Source organism: Pseudomonas sp. MWU13-2105 (genome assembly GCF_023242315.1).
Lineage (GTDB): Bacteria > Pseudomonadota > Gammaproteobacteria > Pseudomonadales > Pseudomonadaceae > Aquipseudomonas.
In genome coordinates, this window is record NZ_JALLIY010000003.1 from 322,165 (window position 1) to 339,667 (window position 17,503).

Here is a 17,503-nt window from a genome sequence, read left to right on the forward strand (position 1 = left end):
CTTATGCAATCGATTCGTTGCGTGAGTCTGGCGATGGTCGCCGTGTTGATGGCCGGTTGCAGCAGCTTTACCGGCCAAAACAGTCCGGAGCTGTCGAGCAAGGCCCGTTGGGGGGTGTTACCGCTGGTCAACTATTCCCAGACGCCACAAGCCGGTGAGCGCGGCGAGCAGATCCTGCTCAGCGTGCTGAGCAGCCGTGGCCTGCAACCGCAGGTCTATGCCGGCGCGCCAGGGCAGGGCGAGCAGGCCCTGCTCGACGATAACGAGCGCCTTGCCGGGGCGATGGACTGGGCCCGTGAGCAGAAGCTCGACTATGTGGTCTCCGGCAGCGTCGAGGAGTGGCAGTACAAGAACGGCCTGGATGGCGAACCGGCGGTGGGCATCAGCCTACGGGTGGTCGAAGCCGGCACCGGCAAGGTCCTCTGGAGCAATAGCGGTGCCCGCGCCGGCTGGTCCCGCGAAAGCCTGGCCGGTGCGGCCCAGAAGGTCCTCGACAAACTTGTCGGCGGCCTGCGGATCGAGTGACGGCGATGAACTCTCCACACATGGACTACGCGCTGGCACCGCGCGCCAGCGGTTCGGCGTCATGGCTGGAAACCTTCCTGGTGACCGCACTGGTCATCGGCTTCGGTCTCTGGCTGACGCCTGAGGACCCGTTGCAGGTACACGGCGGGTTTCCCTGGTCGCTATTGGCGCCGCTGTTGCTGGGGGTCCGCTACGGCTTTGTCCGTGGCCTGATCAGTGCCAGTCTGTTGGTGGCGACGTTCTTCGTCCTGCGCCAGTCGGGACTGCCAGGCTACGCGCAGATCGCGCCGTCCTACATCGTCGGCGTGCTGGTCTGCGGGATGCTGGTGGGCGAGGTGCGGGATCTGTGGGAACGGCGCCTGTTGCGCTTGCAGATGGCCAACGAGTATCGCCAGTACCGGCTCGACGACTTCACCCGCGCGCACCAGATATTGCGGGTCTCCCACGATCGCCTGGAGCAGCGCCTGGCGGGCAGCGACCAGAGCCTGCGCAGCTCGTTGCTGGGCCTGCGTGAGCGCCTGCGCGCCGCGCCCAACGGTGAAGATTCGCTGTCGTTGCTGGCCGAGCCGGTGCTGACCTTGCTCGGCCAGTACGGTTCGTTGCGAGTGGCCGGGCTGTACCGCCTGGAACAGCCGCGCAACGCCGCACCGAGCTTGACCCTGTTGGCCGCCACCGGGGTCATGGGGCCGCTGGACAGCCAGGACCTGCTGGTCAAGTTATGCCTGGAACGCGGAGAGCTGGTGAGCGTGCGCGAAGAACTGATCGACGCCGGCGGCCAAGCCACGGTGTCGTCGTTGCAGGCGTGTATTCCGCTGGTGGATACCGAGGGCCGGATGCTGGCAATCCTCGCGGTCCGGCAGATGCCGTTCTTTGCCTTCCAGGAACGGACCCTCAGTCTGCTGGCGTTGCTGGCCGGGCATATTGCCGATCTGCTGGACCACGATCCGCAGGTAGTGCAACTGGCGGACGCCGACGCCCAGCACTTCACCCGCCAGCTCAAGCGGTCGTTGGTGGATGTCGAGCGGCACGGGTTGTCCGGCTACCTCTATGCCTTCGAGCTGACCCGGAGCAACGATGAGCTGGCCCGGCTGTTCGAACGCAGCCAGCGCGGACTGGACTTGCACCTGACCCTGGCCAACAACCGCGGGCACGCGTTGTTGCTGGTGCTGCTGCCGCTGACCAGCGCCGAGGGCGCCCAAGGTTATCTGATGCGCCTGGGCAAGCTGATCCACGAACACTTCGGCATGAGCGTGGAGCTGTCCGGCCTTGGGGTCAATGTCTTGCCTTACGATCTGGAGTCGGCCCGGCAACGGGACGGGCTGCGTAACTTCCTGCATAACGAGTGTGGCCTGAATGTTCAGCAAGTGGCTGTTTAGCGGGGCGCTGTTTTTCGAAGCCGGGAGCTGGGCCAGTCTGACGACACGCCTGCCCGACCCGCAGATCGCGCTCCTGTACACCATGACCCATGGCATCGCCTGCGGCCTGTTGACCGCGGCGGTGTGGCTGTTGCTGCCGCCGCGTTATCGCGCGCCGCTGCCGTGGAGCCCGTTGTTTATCTTCAGCCTGGCGTTTTTTGTGCCGCTGATCGGTGCCGTGGGAGTGATCGCGGCGATCTTTCCGGCGTTGTACCTGCCGCGCAAGCGCGAGACGCAGATGTGGCAGGCGGTGGGTATTCCCGAGCTGCCGTTTCGGGCGCAGACCCAGCTGCATTCGCCGACCTTCGGCGACAGTGGCCTGCAGGATGTGTTGCGCCATGCCTCGGACCCGGACCAGCGCCTCGCGGCACTGCTCGCCACGCGACGGATGCCGGGCAAGGAAGCGGTGCCGATTCTCAAGCTGGCCCTGGGCGATCCGAGTGACGATGTCCGACTACTGGCGTATTCGATGCTCGACAAGCAGGAAAGCGACATCAACCTGCGTATCCAGTCTTCCCTCGCGCAGTTGCCTGGCGCGTCCGCACAGAAGGCCGCGGCCTTGCACGCCACGCTGGCCCGCTGGTACTGGGAGCTGGCCTACCTGGGCCTGGCCCAGGGCAGTGTCCAGCAGCACGTCCTCGGCCAAGCCGGCGAGCATGCCGAGCTGGCGCTGAAAGCGGGCGAGGGCGGTGAGTTGCTGCTGCTGGCCGGGCGCATTGCCCTTGAGCGCGGCGATATCGATAAGGCGCGGCTGCATATGCGCCAGGCCGAGCAGGCGGGCATGGACCCGGCCAAGGTCCTGCCGTTCAGTGCTGAAATCGCCTTTGAAAGCGGACGCTATCGCGAGATTCCCGGGCTATTGAAGAGCCTGCCGCCGGAGTTGCAACAACGTCCGCCCTTTGCCGGGCTGGTAAGGACCTGGACATGAAAAAGCCCGCCAACCCAACGCCAATCGCCGATGTCTGCCTGTTGCTCGAAGGTACCTGGCCCTATGTGCGGGGTGGTGTGTCCGGCTGGATTCACCAACTGATCCTCGGGCTGCCGCAACTGACCTTTTCGGTGCTATTCATCGGTGGCCAGCGTGAAGCCTATGGTCAGCGGCGCTATGAGATCCCGGCGAACGTGGTGCATATCGAAGAGGTGTACCTGGAGGAAGCCTGGCGCAATCCGCAGCGCAAGCGGGTCGCGCACAGCGCGTCCCTCGAAGAGCTGAGCAATCTCTACCGCTATCTGCACAACCCCGAGAAGCCCGCCGCCGAGCTGGGCTTTGGCGTGCTCGACGCCCTCGCCCAGGGGCGGATTACCCTGGACGACGTGCTCTATAGCCGTCCCAGCTGGGAGGCGCTGACCGAAGGTTACGAGCAGCATTGCGCCGATCCGTCCTTCGTCAACTATTTCTGGACCCTGCGCACCATGCAGTCGCCACTGTTGATGCTGGCCGATGCCGCCCGACGGATGCCGCGAGCACGGGTCCTGCACTCGATTTCCACCGGTTATGCCGGCCTTGTGGGCTGCATCCTCAAGCAATTGTGGGGTTGCCAGTTGCTGTTGAGCGAGCACGGGATCTACACCAAGGAACGCAAGATCGACCTGGCCCAGGCCAGTTGGATCGCCGAAAGCAACAACCAGGCGCTCAACGACAGCATGGCTACCGGGACCGGTTATATCCGCATGCTCTGGGTGCGCTTCTTCGAACGCATTGGCCACCTGGTGTACGAGAGCTCCGACCAGATCATTGCCTTGTACGATGGCAACCGCCAGCGGCAGATCAAGGACGGCGCGCCGCCGGCGCGTACCCAGGTGATCCCCAACGGCATCAACCTGGAACTCTGGACCCAGGCCCTAAACGCCCGCGCCGCGGGGATCGCACCGGTGGTCGGGCTGATCGGCCGGGTCGTGCCGATCAAGGATGTGAAGACCTTCCTGCGCGCCATGCGCGGGGTGGTCAGCGTGATGCCGCAGGTCGAGGGCTGGATCGTCGGGCCGGAAGAGGAAGACCCCGAATACGTCGCCGAGTGTCGCAGCCTGGTGGCCAGTCTGGGGCTGGAAAAACAGGTGCTGTTCCTCGGCTTCCAGAAAATCCAGGAGATCCTGCCGCAACTGGGCCTGATGGTCCTGACCTCGATCAGCGAGGCGCAGCCGCTGGTGATTCTCGAAGCCTGGGCCGCCGGCACGCCGGTGGTGAGCAGCGACGTCGGCTCCTGCCGCGAGCTGATCGAGGGCGGCGTAGCGGCGGATCGTGATCTCGGGCTGGCCGGGGAGGTGGTGGCGATCGCCGATCCGCAGGCCACGTCCCAGGCGATCACCGACCTGCTGCGCAGCCCAGAGCGCTGGAAATCGGCCCAGGCCGCCGGTTTGCTGCGGGTTCACCGTTACTACAGCGAGACCTTGATGATCGACCGTTATCGCACGCTTTATCACGCTGCCATGGGGGGAGTGTAAATGGCCGGCATCGGTTTCGAACTGCGCAAGATTCTCTCGCGCGACTCCTACACGGCGACGCTGCACGCCTATGTCTACGCGGGCCTGATCAGTTCCGGCCCCTGGGTCCTGTCGATTCTCAGCGTGATGCTGGTGGGGGTCATCAGCCTTGGGCTGGTGATCCCGGAGGTGTTGATCCGCCAGTTCCTGATCACCGTGACCTACCTGATGGCCACGTCGCTGATCCTCACCGGCGGGTTGCAGCTGTTTTTCACCCGTTTCGTCTCCGACCGCCTGTTCGAGCGCAAGTACGAGCAGATCCTGCCGAACCTGGTCGGCGTGCTGCTGCTGGTGACCCTGGGCTCCGGGCTGCTGGGCATCATCCTGTTGGCCACGCTGTTCGACCAGCCGCTGGTCTACCGGCTGCTGACGCTGGCCAACTTCGTGGTGCTCTGCAACCTGTGGCTGGTGATCATCTTCCTCTCCGGGATGAAGGCCTATAACCGCATCCTGCTGGTGATGCTGGCGGGTTATGCGCTGATGGTCGGCAGCGCGTTCTTCCTGCGTTACCTGGGGATGGAAGGCTTGCTGCTGGCATTGTTGCTCGGCCACAGCACACTGCTGTTCCTGTTTCTCTATGACATCCTGCGTGAGTACCGCGCCGAGAAACTGGTGGCCTTCGACTTCCTTGATCGGCGCCAGGTATTTGTCAGCCTGCTGCTCACCGGGCTTTGCTACAACCTGGGGATCTGGATCGACAAGTTGATCTTCTGGTTCAACCCGGACACCTCGAGCCAGGTGATCGGACCGATGCGTGCCTCGATTCTCTATGACTTGCCGATCTTCCTCGCCTACCTGGCGATCATTCCCGGGATGGCGGTGTTCCTGGTGCGGATCGAAACCGACTTTGCCGAATGGTACGACCGCCTGTTCCGCGCGGTGCGTGATGGCGAGACCTTGCGGCATATTGGTTCGTTGAAAGCCGAAATGACCTTCTCGATTCGCCAGGGCCTGCTGGAAATCTGCAAGGTCCAGGGGCTGACGGTGGTCCTGCTGTTCCTGTTCGGCCCGCGCCTGCTGGAGTGGCTGGGCATGTCCAGCTACTACTTGCCGCTGTTCTACATCGACCTGATCGGGGTGAGCATCCAGGTGGTGTTCATGGCGATTCTCAACGTGTTTTTCTACCTCGACAAACGGGCGATCGTGTTGGAACTGTGCCTGTTGTTCGTCGTGCTCAATGCCGCGTTGACCTTGCTCAGCCTCTACCTGGGGCCGAGTTTCTTCGGTTACGGGTTCACCTTTTCGCTGCTGGCGTGCGTGCTGCTGGGATTGGCGCGCTTGTCGACCGCGCTGGATGACCTGGAGTACGAGACCTTCATGCTGTCGCGCTGAGGAGCGAGGCGCTCTTGCGCTAGCACAAGCCTGGCTTCCGGAGCGGGCTTTGCCAGCTTGCCGCGAATCACCCTACACTGGTCGGCCTGGTTATTTTTATGGATGAAAAAACGATGCCTGCCGAAACCCCCGCTATCGTCATCGAGCGTTTCCGCGAAGCCCATGTCGACGGCATAACCGCGCTCTACAACGAACCCGCCGTGTGCCGCCAGGTGCTGCAGATGCCGTTTCAGTCCAGCGAAGTCTGGCGTCAGCGGCTGATCCAGCGCCAGGACAACGAACGCCTGGTCTCACTGGTGGCACTGCATCAGGGCGTGGTCATCGGCAGTTGCTCGCTGGAGCAGTACGCCCGGGTACGCCGTAGCCATGCGGGCAGCATCGGCATGGGGGTGGCGACGGCCTGGCAGGGCAAAGGCGTCGGTTCGCAACTGCTGGCCGCGGTGCTGGACGTAGCGGACAACTGGATGAACCTGCGGCGTGTCGAACTGACGGTGTATGTCGACAACGCCGCCGCCCGGGGGCTGTACCGCAAGTTCGGTTTCGTGGACGAAGGGGTGATGCGTGACTATGCGATTCGCGACGGTGCCCTGGTGGACACTCTGAACATGGCGCGGCTGCGCCGATCTGCCTGAGCCTCCAGACGGGCCTCCGGATCAGATGACCGACCAGGGGCCCATTCGAGTTAATCGCACGCCCAGCGGTGCGATCTGCCATGATCAAGCCTTCGATTCAGGTTTACCCACGGAGCGCTCCAATGAATGGTGTACAGCAACTGGGGGAAATGCTTCGGCACTACGCCGATACTGAAGCACACAAGAAGCAACTGTTCGAAAAACAATCGGCGCACTGGGCCGCGCGCATCGCCGAGTTGTTCGACCGCATGGAACAGTGGCTGGAACCGGTAAAAAGCCCGAACCTGCTGGAGACGCAGCGCGAAGCCTATGTGGCTTTTGGCCCTAACCTGGCGGTGGAGGCATCGACCTTCAAGACCCAGAAACTGACGATCCACATCGCCGGGAAAATGATGGAGTTCGTCCCGGAGGTAATGGGCAGCGGCGGCACGATTTCCCTGGCGGTCATGGGGCATATGGCGGCACGGCATGGCAGCGTTTCGCTGGTGGGCGTGCCGGGTACTGGCGATTGGCAATGGCGCAAGACCAACGGTCTCAAGGATCCGGACGTCGATGTGTTCGATGCCGACTTTCTTGCCTTGCAGTTGCAGAGCCTGATTCCCCGCGAATACCACTGAAGCGTCCGGCATGGACAGGAGCGGATTCCCACGACAAAAAAATCCCGGGAGGGGTTTGCCGGGCTGCAAATCCTGTGACACTTTGTCTTCCCCATAGGTCGGGTGGCGTTCTCGTGCTTAACTCCGGCCTCTTCACCGAAACCATCTAGAAGGATTCAGCTCATGGCTCAAGTCACCCTCAAAGGCAACCCGGTTACTGTCAACGGTCAACTGCCGCAGGCCGGCGACAAGGCTCCAGCATTCTCCCTGGTCGGCGCGGGCCTGGCTGATGTCACGCTGGGCAGTTATGCCGGCAAGCGCAAAGTGCTGAATATTTTCCCAAGTGTCGATACCCCGACCTGCGCGACTTCGGTGCGCAAGTTCAACGCCCAGGCCAACGAACTGGCCAACACCGTGGTGCTGTGCATTTCCGCTGACCTGCCGTTCGCCCAGGCGCGTTTCTGCGGCGCCGAAGGCCTGGAAAACGTCCTGAACCTGTCCACCCTGCGTGGTCGCGAGTTCATTCATGACTATGGCGTTGAAATCGCCGACGGCCCGCTGGCCGGCCTGACCGCCCGTGCCGTCGTGGTGCTGGACGAGAATGACAAGGTGCTGCACAGCGAGCTGGTCAAGGAAATTGCCGAAGAGCCTAACTACGAAGCGGCCCTGGCTGTCCTGAAGTAAGGGCAGGGCGCCGGTTTGCGCTGAAGGCGACACTGCCATCGCCGGCAAGCCGGCTCCCCAAACGTGATTTCGCGTTTACAAGGAGGCCAGCACATGGCTCAAGTTACCCGCCGGGGCGTAACGGTTCAGATCAACGGACAGTTACCGCTTCCCGGCTCCCAGGCCCCGGCCTTTTCCCTGGTGGCCAGGGACCTCTCCGATATCAGCCTGGACAGCCTCGGCGGCCGGCGCAAGGTATTGAATATCTTCCCCAGTGTCGACACGCCGACCTGCGCCAAGTCCGTGCGCCAGTTCAATGAGCGCGCCAACCAGCTGGAAAACACGTTGGTGCTGTGTATCTCGGCTGACCTGCCATTCGCCCAGGCGCGCTTTTGCGCTGCCGAAGGCCTGGACAATGTCGTCAATCTGTCGACCCTGCGCGGTCGCGAGTTTATGCGCGACTACGGCGTGGAAATCGCCGACGGCCCCCTCGCGGGCCTGACCACCCGCGCCGTGGTGGTACTCGATGCCCACGACAAGGTGCTGCACAGCGAGCTGGTGGCCGATATCGGCCAGGAACCGGATTACAAGGCAGCACTCGCGGCTCTGAAATAAACGGCTCTGAAACAAGTGGTTTACAATTATTCACGGCCTGGCTCTGTCCAGGCCGTTTTTATTTGTGCTTCAGTGTCTTACCGAGACCCTGACGAAGGTCATCCGAAGGTAAATTGCCGGTAAAGGCGCTTTGCCTGAAACAATTCAGTGCTTATCTTGCAGCCTCCCCAAAAAGAAGTTCTCGCGCACAATGGTTGATCACTCCATGCAATCTTCTGTTTCCCACTCTTCCCGTCGCTGGCTGTTCGGCCTGCTGATCCTGCTGGTTATCGGTGTATTGTGCTGGCATTTCTGGCCGTCAGGCGCGCAACACAAGCCTGCGCACACGGGCAAGTCGGGCATGGCGCGTCCGGGCTTCGGGGCGTCCACCGGCCCCGTGCCGGTACGGGTGGCGCCGGCAACGGCGGGGGACTTCCCGGTGTACTACAAAGCCTTGGGGACGGTGACCGCGCTCAACACGGTCAATGTGCGTACACAGGTAGCCGGGCAACTGGTCAAGATCCATTTCCAGGAAGGCCAGATGGTCAAGGTCGGTGACGTACTGGCCGAGATCGATCCGCGCAACTACGAAAGCGCCCTGCTCCAGGCCCAGGGCACGCTCCTGCAAAGCCAGGCGCAGTTGAAGAACGCCCAGGTTGATTTACAGCGCTATCGCGGGCTGTTCGCCGAAGACAGCATCGCCAAGCAAACCCTGGACACCGCCGAGGCCCTGGTGCAGCAATACCAGGGCACGGTCAAGACCAACCAGGGCGCGGTCGATGCGGCCAAGCTCAATCTGGAATTCACCAAGATCCGTGCACCACTGTCCGGACGCCTGGGCCTGCGACAACTGGACGTCGGCAACCTGCTGGCGGCGAACGACAGCCAGGCGCTGGTGGTGATCACCCAGACCCAGCCGATCAGCGTGGCCTTCACCTTGCCGGAAAACAACCTCGACACCGTGCTCACGCGTTTTCGCAGCGGGGCAAAACTGCCCGCCGAAGCCTGGGACCGTGGCGACCTGAAACAACAGGCCAGCGGTGTACTGCAGAGCATCGACAACCAGATCGACATCACCACCGGCACCCTCAAGTTCAAGGCGCTTTACGAGAACCGCGAACAGAGCCTGTTCCCCAACCAGTTCGTCAATGTGCACCTGCTCGCCGACACCCTGAAAAACGTGGTGCTGGCGCCGAGCGCGGCGATTCAGTTCGGCAATGACGGTACCTTTGTCTATGTCATGGATGGCGACAAGAAGGTCAAGATCCGCGCGCTGAAAGTCGGCGCCAGCGACGGCAATGTCACGGTGATCAAGGACGGCCTGGCCGTCGGCGACCGTGTGGTCCTGGAAGGTACCGACCGTTTGAAGGATGGCGGCGAGGTGGAAGTGGTCAATGACGCCCAGGACGTGCCCAAGGCGCCCGCCGGGCAGTTGAAGGACGGCTCGACGGCCAAGGCACCGGCTGAAACCGGCAAGGCGAAAAAGGTCGGCGCATGAATCTCTCGCGGCTGTTCATTCTCCGCCCGGTAGCGACCACCTTGAGCATGCTGGCCATTATCCTGGTCGGCATCATCGCCTATCGCTTGTTGCCGGTATCGGCGTTGCCACAGGTCGACTATCCGACCATTCGGGTGATGACCCTCTATCCGGGCGCGAGTCCCGATGTGATGACCAGCGCGGTCACCGCGCCGCTGGAGCGCCAGTTCGGGCAGATGCCCGGCCTGACCCAGATGGCCTCCACCAGTTCCGGCGGCGCCTCGATCCTGACCCTGCGCTTCAACCTCGACATCAATATGGATGTCGCCGAGCAACAGGTCCAGGCGGCGATCAATGCCGCGACCAACCTGTTGCCCAAGGATTTGCCGGCGCCACCGGTATACAACAAGGTCAACCCGGCGGACACCCCGGTGCTGACCCTGGCGATCACCTCGAAAACCATGCTGCTGCCCAAGCTCAACGACCTGGTCGATACCCGCATGGCGCAGAAGATCGCCCAGATCAGCGGCGTCGGCATGGTCAGCATCGCCGGCGGTCAGCGCCAGGCGGTGCGGATCAAGGTCAATCCCGAGGCCCTGGCGGCCAATAGCCTGAACCTGGCGGATGTGCGCACCCTGATCGGCGCCTCGAACGTCAACCAGCCCAAGGGCAACTTCGACGGTCCGACCCGGGTGTCGATGCTCGACGCCAACGACCAGTTGCGTTCGCCCAAGGAATACGCCGAACTGATCCTGGCCTACAAGAACGGCGCGCCGCTGCGGCTCAAGGACGTCGCGCAGATCGTCGACGGCGCCGAGAACGAACGTCTCGCCGCCTGGGCCAACGAAAACCAGGCCGTGCTGCTGAATATCCAGCGCCAACCCGGGGCCAACGTCATCGAGGTGGTGGATCGGATCAAGGCGCTGTTGCCTTCGATCACCGACAACCTGCCGGCGGGTATTGAGATCAAGGTGCTGACCGACCGCACCCAGACCATCCGTGCGTCGGTCACGGATGTGCAGCACGAGCTGTTGATCGCCATCGGCCTGGTAGTGATGGTGACATTCCTGTTCCTGCGCCGGGCCAGTGCCACCATTATTCCGTCGGTCGCCGTGCCGCTGTCGCTGATCGGCACCTTCGGCGTGATGTACCTGGCGGGCTTTTCGGTGAACAACCTGACCCTGATGGCCCTGACCATCGCCACCGGCTTCGTGGTCGACGATGCCATCGTCATGCTGGAAAACATTTCGCGCTTCATCGAGGAGGGCGACAGCCCGATGCAGGCGGCGCTCAAGGGTGCCAAGCAGATCGGTTTCACCCTGATTTCCCTGACGCTGTCGCTGATCGCGGTACTGATCCCGCTGTTGTTCATGGCTGATGTGGTCGGCCGGCTGTTCCGCGAGTTCGCCATCACCCTGGCCGTGGCCATCCTGATTTCCCTGGTGGTGTCCCTGACCCTGACACCGATGATGTGCGCGCGGCTGCTCAAGCGCGAGCCCAAGCCTGAAGAGCAGGGCCGCTTCTACCGGGCCAGCGGTGCCTGGATCGACTGGTTGATCGACGCCTATGCGCGCAAGTTGCGCTGGGTACTCAACCACCAGCCGCTGACCTTGCTGGTCGCGGTCGCGACCCTCGCGCTGACGGTGTTCCTCTACATGATGGTGCCCAAGGGTTTCTTCCCGGTACAGGATACCGGGGTGATCCAGGGGATTTCCGAAGCGCCGCAGTCGGTGTCCTTTGCTTCCATGAGTCAACGACAACAGGCACTGGCCAAGGTCATCCTGGCCGACCCGGATGTGGAAAGCCTGTCGTCCTACATCGGCGTGGATGGCGACAATGCCACGCTCAACAGCGGCCGCCTGCTGATCAACCTCAAGCCCCGCCACCAGCGCAGCCTGACCGCCACCCAGGTGATCAACCGCCTGCAGCCGCAAGTCGACAAGCTGTCGGGCATCCGCCTGTACATGCAACCGGTGCAGGACCTGACCATCGAAGACCGGGTCAGCCGCACCCAGTACCAGTTCAGCATGTCCTCGCCGGACGCCAACCTGTTGGCGGAATGGAGCGGTAAGCTGGTGGACGCGCTGGCCCAGCGCGCGGAACTGACGGATGTGGCCAGCGACCTGCAGGACAAGGGCTTGCAGGTTTACCTGGTGATCGACCGCGACGCCGCTTCGCGCCTCGGCGTGGCGGTGTCGGATATCACCGACGCGCTGTATGACGGTTTTGGCCAGCGGCAGATTTCCACCATCTACACCCAGGCCAGCCAGTACCGAGTGGTGCTGCAGGCCCAGGCCGGGGAGAGGATCGGGCCGCAGGCGCTTGAGCAGATTCACGTCAAGACCAGCGGCGGCGGGCAGGTGCGCCTGTCCAGCCTGGCCCGTGTCGAGGAGCGCCAGGCGCAGTTGGCCATCTCCCATATCGGCCAGTTCCCGGCGGTGATGATGTCGTTCAACCTGGCACCCGGCGTGGCGTTGGGGCAGGCAGTGCAGGCCATCGACCAGGTGAAGCAGGAAATCGGCATGCCGATTGGCGTGCAGACCCAGTTCCAGGGCGCGGCCGAAGCCTTCCAGGCATCGCTGTCGAGTACCTTGTTGCTGATCCTGGCGGCGGTGGTGACCATGTACATCGTGCTGGGGGTGCTCTATGAGAGTTATATCCACCCGGTGACCATTCTCTCGACCTTGCCCTCGGCGGCGGTCGGCGCCTTGCTGGCGTTGATCCTCAGCGGCAACGACCTGGGCATGATCGCCATTATCGGTATCATCCTGCTGATAGGCATCGTCAAGAAAAACGCGATCATGATGATCGACTTCGCCCTCGATGCCGAGCGTAACCAGGGCATGGCCCCGGAACAGGCGATCTACCAGGCGGCGCTGTTGCGTTTCCGGCCGATCCTGATGACCACCCTGGCGGCGTTGTTCGGCGCCATTCCGTTGATGCTCGCCACCGGCTCCGGTGCCGAACTGCGGCAACCCCTGGGCCTGGTGATGGTCGGCGGCTTGCTGGTCAGCCAGGTGCTGACGTTGTTCACCACGCCGGTGATCTACCTGTACTTCGACCGCCTGGGACGGCGCTGGGGGCGGCATTCGAGCCTGCTTGAGCAGGTGGACACATGAACCTGTCGGGACCGTTCATTCGCCGGCCAGTCGCCACCATGCTGCTGAGCCTGGCGATTGTCCTGCTGGGCGGCGTGAGTTTCGGCCTGCTGCCGGTTTCACCGCTGCCACAGATGGACTTCCCGGTGATCGTGGTCCAGGCCAGCCTGCCCGGCGCGAGCCCGGAGGTCATGGCCTCCACCGTCGCCACGCCGCTGGAACGCTCCTTCGGGGTGATTCCCGGCATCAACACCATGAGCAGCCGCTCCAGCCAGGGCTCGACGCGGGTGATCCTGCAGTTCGACCTGAACCGCGATATCAACGGCGCGGCGCGGGAAGTCCAGGCGGCGATCAATGCCTCGCGCAACCTGCTGCCCAGCGGCATGCGCAGCATGCCCACCTACAAGAAGGTCAATCCGTCGCAGGCGCCGATCATGGTGCTGTCGCTGACCTCCGAGGTGTTGCAGAAGGGCCAGCTCTACGACCTGGCCTCGACCATCCTGTCCCAGAGCCTGTCCCAGGTCCCGGGCGTGGGCGAGGTACAGATCGGCGGCAGCTCGCTGCCGGCGGTGCGGATCGAGCTCGAACCGCAGTCGCTCAACCAGTACGGCGTGGCCCTGGACGAAGTGCGCACGACCATTGCCAACGCCAACGTGCGCCGGCCCAAGGGTTCGCTGGAGGATGCCGGGCGCAACTGGCAGGTGCAGGCCAACGACCAGTTGGAAAAAGCCAAGGACTACGAGCCGCTGATCATCCATTACCAGAACGGTTCGGCCTTGCGCCTGGGGGATGTGGCCAAGATCAGCGACAGCGTCGAGGACCGTTACAACGCCGGTTTCTTCAACAATGACGAGGCGGTCCTGCTGGTGATCAACCGCCAGGCTGGCGCCAACATCATCGAGACGGTGAACGAGATCAAGGCGCAACTGCCGGCCTTGCAGGCGGTGTTGCCGACCAGCGTCAAGCTGAACCTGGCCATGGACCGTTCACCGGTGATCAAGGCTACGCTCCACGAAGCCGAGATGACCCTGCTGATCGCCGTGGCCCTGGTGGTACTGGTGGTGTACCTGTTCCTCGGCAACTTCCGCGCCTCGCTGATCCCGACCCTGGCGGTGCCGGTGTCGCTGGTCGGCACCTTTGCCGTGATGTACCTCTATGGTTTCTCGCTGAACAACCTCTCGCTGATGGCCCTGATCCTCGCCACCGGGCTGGTGGTGGACGACGCCATCGTGGTGCTGGAGAACATTTCCCGGCATATCGACGCTGGCATCCCGCCGATGAAGGCCGCCTACCTGGGGGCCAAGGAAGTCGGCTTCACCTTGCTGTCGATGAACCTGTCGCTGGTGGTGGTGTTCCTCTCGATCCTGTTCATCGGTGGGATCATCGGCAGCCTGTTCCGCGAGTTCTCCATCACCCTGGCGGCCTCGATCCTGGTCTCGCTGCTGGTGTCCCTGACCCTGACGCCGATGCTCTGCGCGCGCTGGCTCAAGCCGCACCAGCAGGGCACGCCGAGTCGCCTGCAACGCTGGAGCGAAACGGCCAACGAACGGATGATCGCGGCCTACGCCGTCAGCCTCGACTGGGTCCTGCGGCACAAGCGCCTGACCTTGCTCAGCCTGTTCGTCACCATCGGGGTGAACGTTGCCCTGTACGTGGTGGTGCCGAAAACCTTCCTGCCACAGCAGGACACCGGGCAACTGATAGGTTTCGTGCGCGGCGACGACGGCATGTCGTTCGGCAATATGCAGCCGAAGATGGAAATCTTCCGCAAGGCGGTACTGGCCGACCCGGCGGTGCAGAGCGTGGCCGGCTTTATCGGCGGTAACAACGGCACCAACAACGCTTTCATGCTGGTGCGCCTCAAGCCGATCAAGGAACGCAATGTCTCGGCGCAGAACGTCATCGAGCGCCTGCGCACGGAAATGCCCAAGGTACCCGGGGCCCGACTGATGCTGATGGCCGACCAGGACCTGCAATTCGGTGGCGGTCGCGAGCAACAGACCGCACAGTATTCCTACATCCTGCAAAGCGACGACCTGGGCGCCTTGCGCGAGTGGTACCCGAAAGTGGTCGTGGCGCTCAAGGCCCTGCCGGAGCTGACCGCCATCGATGCCCGCGAAGGGCGCGGGGCGCCGCAAACCACCCTGGTAGTCGACCGTGATACCGCCAAGCGCCTGGGCGTGGACATGAACACCGTCACCACGGTGCTCAACAACGCCTACAGCCAGCGGCAGATCTCGACCATCTATGACAGCCTGAACCAGTATCAGGTGGTGATGGAGATCAATCCGAAATATGCCCAGTCGCCGGAAACCCTCGATCAGGTCAAGGTGATCGGTTCAAGCGGACAACGCATTCCGTTGTCGGCCATCGCCCATTATGAAAACAGCCTGCAGGACGACCGGGTCGATCACGAGGGCCAATTCGCCTCCGAAAGCCTGTCGTTCGACATGGCTCCCGGGGTCACCGTGGAGCAGGGCACCGCCGCCATCGAGCGGGCGATCGCCAAGCTCGGCTTGCCGGAAATGGTGATCGCCAAGATGGCCGGCACCAGCGACGCCTTCGCCGCCACCCAGAAAAGCCAGCCGTTCATGATCCTCGGCGCGCTGGTGGCGGTGTATCTGGTACTGGGGATTCTCTACGAGAGCTATATCCACCCGCTGACCATCCTCTCGACACTGCCGTCGGCCGGGGTCGGCGCCTTGCTCAGCATCTACCTGCTGGGCGGCGAGTTCAGCCTGATCTCGCTGCTCGGCCTGTTCCTGCTGATCGGCGTGGTGAAAAAGAACGCGATCCTGATGATCGACCTGGCGCTGCAACTGGAACGCCATTCGGACCTCGACCCGCTGGAATCGATTCGCCAAGCCTGCCTGCTGCGCCTGCGACCGATCCTGATGACCACCCTGGCGGCGATCCTCGGCGCCTTGCCGCTGCTGCTGAGCAGTGCCGAAGGCGCGGAAATGCGCCAGCCCCTGGGCCTGACCATTATCGGCGGGCTGATCTTCAGCCAGGTCCTGACGCTTTACACCACCCCGGTGGTTTACCTTTATCTCGACCGTTTGCGCCACCGTTTCAACAAATGGCGTGGCGTACGCACTGATGGTGCTCTGGAAACTCCGCTATGACTGACCGATCGCAATGCCAAGTACCGCTGGCCGCCCAACGCCTGGAGACCGCCCGTGGTTCACGCCTGCTGAGCCTGGCCTTGTGCGGGCTGATGCTCAGTGCCTGCGCCGTGGGCCCGGACTACAAGCGCCCGGACGCCGCCGCGCCGGCGCAATACAAGGAAGCCGCCGGTTGGCGTCAGGCCCAGCCCAGCGACTCGCTGGCCCGTGGCGCCTGGTGGGAGCTGTATGGCGACCCGACGCTCAACGGCCTGGTGGAAAAACTCAACAGTGCCAACCAGACCGTGGCGCAGTCCGAGGCCCAGTACCGCCAGGCCCTGGCGCTGGTCAAGAGCTCCCGTGGGGCGTTCTTTCCGAGCGTTGACCTGAGTGCCGGGAAAACCCGCTCCAGCCAGGGCACCGGCAGCAGCAACTCGAGCTTGAGCCGTTCATCCAGCGGGATTGTCGACACCTATAACACCCAACTCGGGGTGAGTTGGGAAGCGGATATCTGGGGCAAGCTGCGCCGTGGCCTGGAAGCCAATGACGCCAGTGCCCAGGCGAGCTTTGCCGACCTCGCGGCCATGCGCCTGAGCCAGCAATCGAGCCTGGTGCAGAACTACCTGCAACTGCGGGTGATCGACGAACAGAAGCGCCTGCTTGAATCGACGGTGCAGGCCTATGAACGTTCGTTGAAGAACACCGAAAGCCAATACCGCTTTGGTGTCTCCGGAAAGTCGGCGATTGCCCAGGCGCAGACCCAGCTCAAGAGTGCCCAGGGCGACCTGATCGACCTGATCTGGCAACGAGCCCAGTTTGAAAACGCCATTGCCGTGTTGATCGGACAACCGCCGGCGCAATTCCAGCTGGCGGCGAGCAGCAGTGTTCCGGCCTTGCCATCGATTCCGTTGGGCGTGCCGTCGCAACTGCTGGAGCGACGCCCGGACATCGCTTCGGCGGAACGTTCGGTGATCGCGGCCAACGCCAATATCGGCGTGGCGAAGGCGGCGTACTACCCGGACTTCACCTTGAGCCTCTCCGGCGGCTACAGCAGCAGCACCTATGCCAACTGGATCAGCCTGCCGAACCGTTTCTGGTCGGTGGGCCCGAAACTGGCCACCACGCTGTTCGACGGTGGCCAGCGCTCGGCGGAAGTGGATCGTACCGAGGCGGTGTACGACCAGACCGTGGCCAAGTATCGCCAGACCGTGCTGGATGGTTTCCGTGAAGTAGAAAACTACATGGTCCAGCTCAAGGTCATGGAGGACGAGGCGACGGTGCGGGCCCAGGCGCTGGACGCGGCCCGGGAATCCCTGCGCCTGACAGAGAACCAGTACAAGGCTGGCCTGATCACTTACCTGGATGTGGTCACGGTGCAGACCACGGCGCTGACCAACGAGCGTAGCGTGTTGAGCCTGCTGCAGAGCCGGTTGATCGCCAGCGTCCAGTTGATTGCGGCGATGGGCGGCGGTTGGGATGGCAATACCGATCTGAGCGCCAAGCGCTGATCGATAGTTGGCTTGGCTTTGATGTTGGGCTCACCGACGCCTTCGCGGGCAAGCACCGCTTCCACAGTACCCGGGGCG

Annotated in this window: 13 protein-coding genes; all 13 read left to right on the forward strand. The window is 63.1% G+C overall.

The annotated features are described in order from the left end of the window. Nucleotides 1-3: 3 nt before the first annotated feature. The 13 genes from M5B96_RS06230 to M5B96_RS06290 all read left to right on the forward strand — a co-directional run bounded on the left by M5B96_RS06230 (nucleotide 4) and on the right by M5B96_RS06290 (nucleotide 17,425). Nucleotides 4-525, forward strand: a complete 522-nt coding sequence (locus tag M5B96_RS06230; RefSeq protein ID WP_248795830.1) for a penicillin-binding protein activator LpoB — start codon at nucleotides 4-6, stop codon at nucleotides 523-525. A gap of 5 nt (nucleotides 526-530) precedes the next feature. Continuing rightward, nucleotides 531-1,901, forward strand: a complete 1,371-nt coding sequence (locus M5B96_RS06235) for a PelD GGDEF domain-containing protein (protein WP_248795831.1) — start codon at nucleotides 531-533, stop codon at nucleotides 1,899-1,901. Then, the gene (locus M5B96_RS06240; RefSeq protein ID WP_248795832.1) at nucleotides 1,879-2,868 is read left to right on the forward strand and encodes a tetratricopeptide repeat protein; all 990 of its coding nucleotides are present in this window, start codon (nucleotides 1,879-1,881) and stop codon (nucleotides 2,866-2,868) included. The genes M5B96_RS06235 and M5B96_RS06240 overlap by 23 nt, the downstream gene beginning before the upstream one ends. After that, complete coding sequence (gene pelF, locus M5B96_RS06245) at nucleotides 2,865-4,382, forward strand: GT4 family glycosyltransferase PelF (protein WP_248795833.1); 1,518 nt, start codon at nucleotides 2,865-2,867, stop codon at nucleotides 4,380-4,382. Before M5B96_RS06240 ends, pelF begins: the two co-directional genes overlap by 4 nt. After that, nucleotides 4,383-5,753: an exopolysaccharide Pel transporter PelG gene (pelG, locus tag M5B96_RS06250; RefSeq protein WP_248795834.1), complete on the forward strand. Its 1,371-nt coding sequence runs from the start codon at nucleotides 4,383-4,385 to the stop codon at nucleotides 5,751-5,753. A 113-nt stretch (nucleotides 5,754-5,866) separates the two neighbouring features. Beyond that, nucleotides 5,867-6,385 (forward strand): GNAT family N-acetyltransferase, encoded by a 519-nt coding sequence (locus M5B96_RS06255; protein ID WP_248795835.1) that lies wholly within the window; start codon nucleotides 5,867-5,869, stop codon nucleotides 6,383-6,385. Nucleotides 6,386-6,507: 122 nt separating this feature from the next. Next, nucleotides 6,508-7,002 (forward strand): hypothetical protein, encoded by a 495-nt coding sequence (locus tag M5B96_RS06260; RefSeq protein WP_248795836.1) that lies wholly within the window; start codon nucleotides 6,508-6,510, stop codon nucleotides 7,000-7,002. Nucleotides 7,003-7,164: 162 nt separating this feature from the next. After that, a complete protein-coding gene (gene tpx / locus M5B96_RS06265; protein ID WP_248795837.1) occupies nucleotides 7,165-7,665 on the forward strand; it encodes a thiol peroxidase in 501 nt (166 codons plus the stop codon). A gap of 93 nt (nucleotides 7,666-7,758) precedes the next feature. Beyond that, nucleotides 7,759-8,259: a thiol peroxidase gene (gene tpx, locus M5B96_RS06270; protein WP_248795838.1), complete on the forward strand. Its 501-nt coding sequence runs from the start codon at nucleotides 7,759-7,761 to the stop codon at nucleotides 8,257-8,259. A gap of 190 nt (nucleotides 8,260-8,449) precedes the next feature. Continuing rightward, on the forward strand, nucleotides 8,450-9,736 hold the full coding sequence (locus M5B96_RS06275) for an MdtA/MuxA family multidrug efflux RND transporter periplasmic adaptor subunit (RefSeq protein ID WP_248795839.1): 1,287 nt from the start codon (nucleotides 8,450-8,452) through the stop codon (nucleotides 9,734-9,736). After that, nucleotides 9,733-12,834 carry an MdtB/MuxB family multidrug efflux RND transporter permease subunit gene (locus M5B96_RS06280; protein ID WP_248795840.1) on the forward strand — a complete coding sequence of 1,034 codons (3,102 nt, stop codon included), beginning with the start codon at nucleotides 9,733-9,735 and terminating at the stop codon, nucleotides 12,832-12,834. The genes M5B96_RS06275 and M5B96_RS06280 overlap by 4 nt, the downstream gene beginning before the upstream one ends. Next, nucleotides 12,831-15,938, forward strand: coding sequence for an efflux RND transporter permease subunit (locus M5B96_RS06285; RefSeq protein ID WP_248795841.1), 3,108 nt, complete (start codon nucleotides 12,831-12,833; stop codon nucleotides 15,936-15,938). The genes M5B96_RS06280 and M5B96_RS06285 overlap by 4 nt, the downstream gene beginning before the upstream one ends. Continuing rightward, a complete protein-coding gene (locus tag M5B96_RS06290; protein WP_248795842.1) occupies nucleotides 15,935-17,425 on the forward strand; it encodes an efflux transporter outer membrane subunit in 1,491 nt (496 codons plus the stop codon). Before M5B96_RS06285 ends, M5B96_RS06290 begins: the two co-directional genes overlap by 4 nt. Nucleotides 17,426-17,503 lie beyond the last annotated feature (78 nt).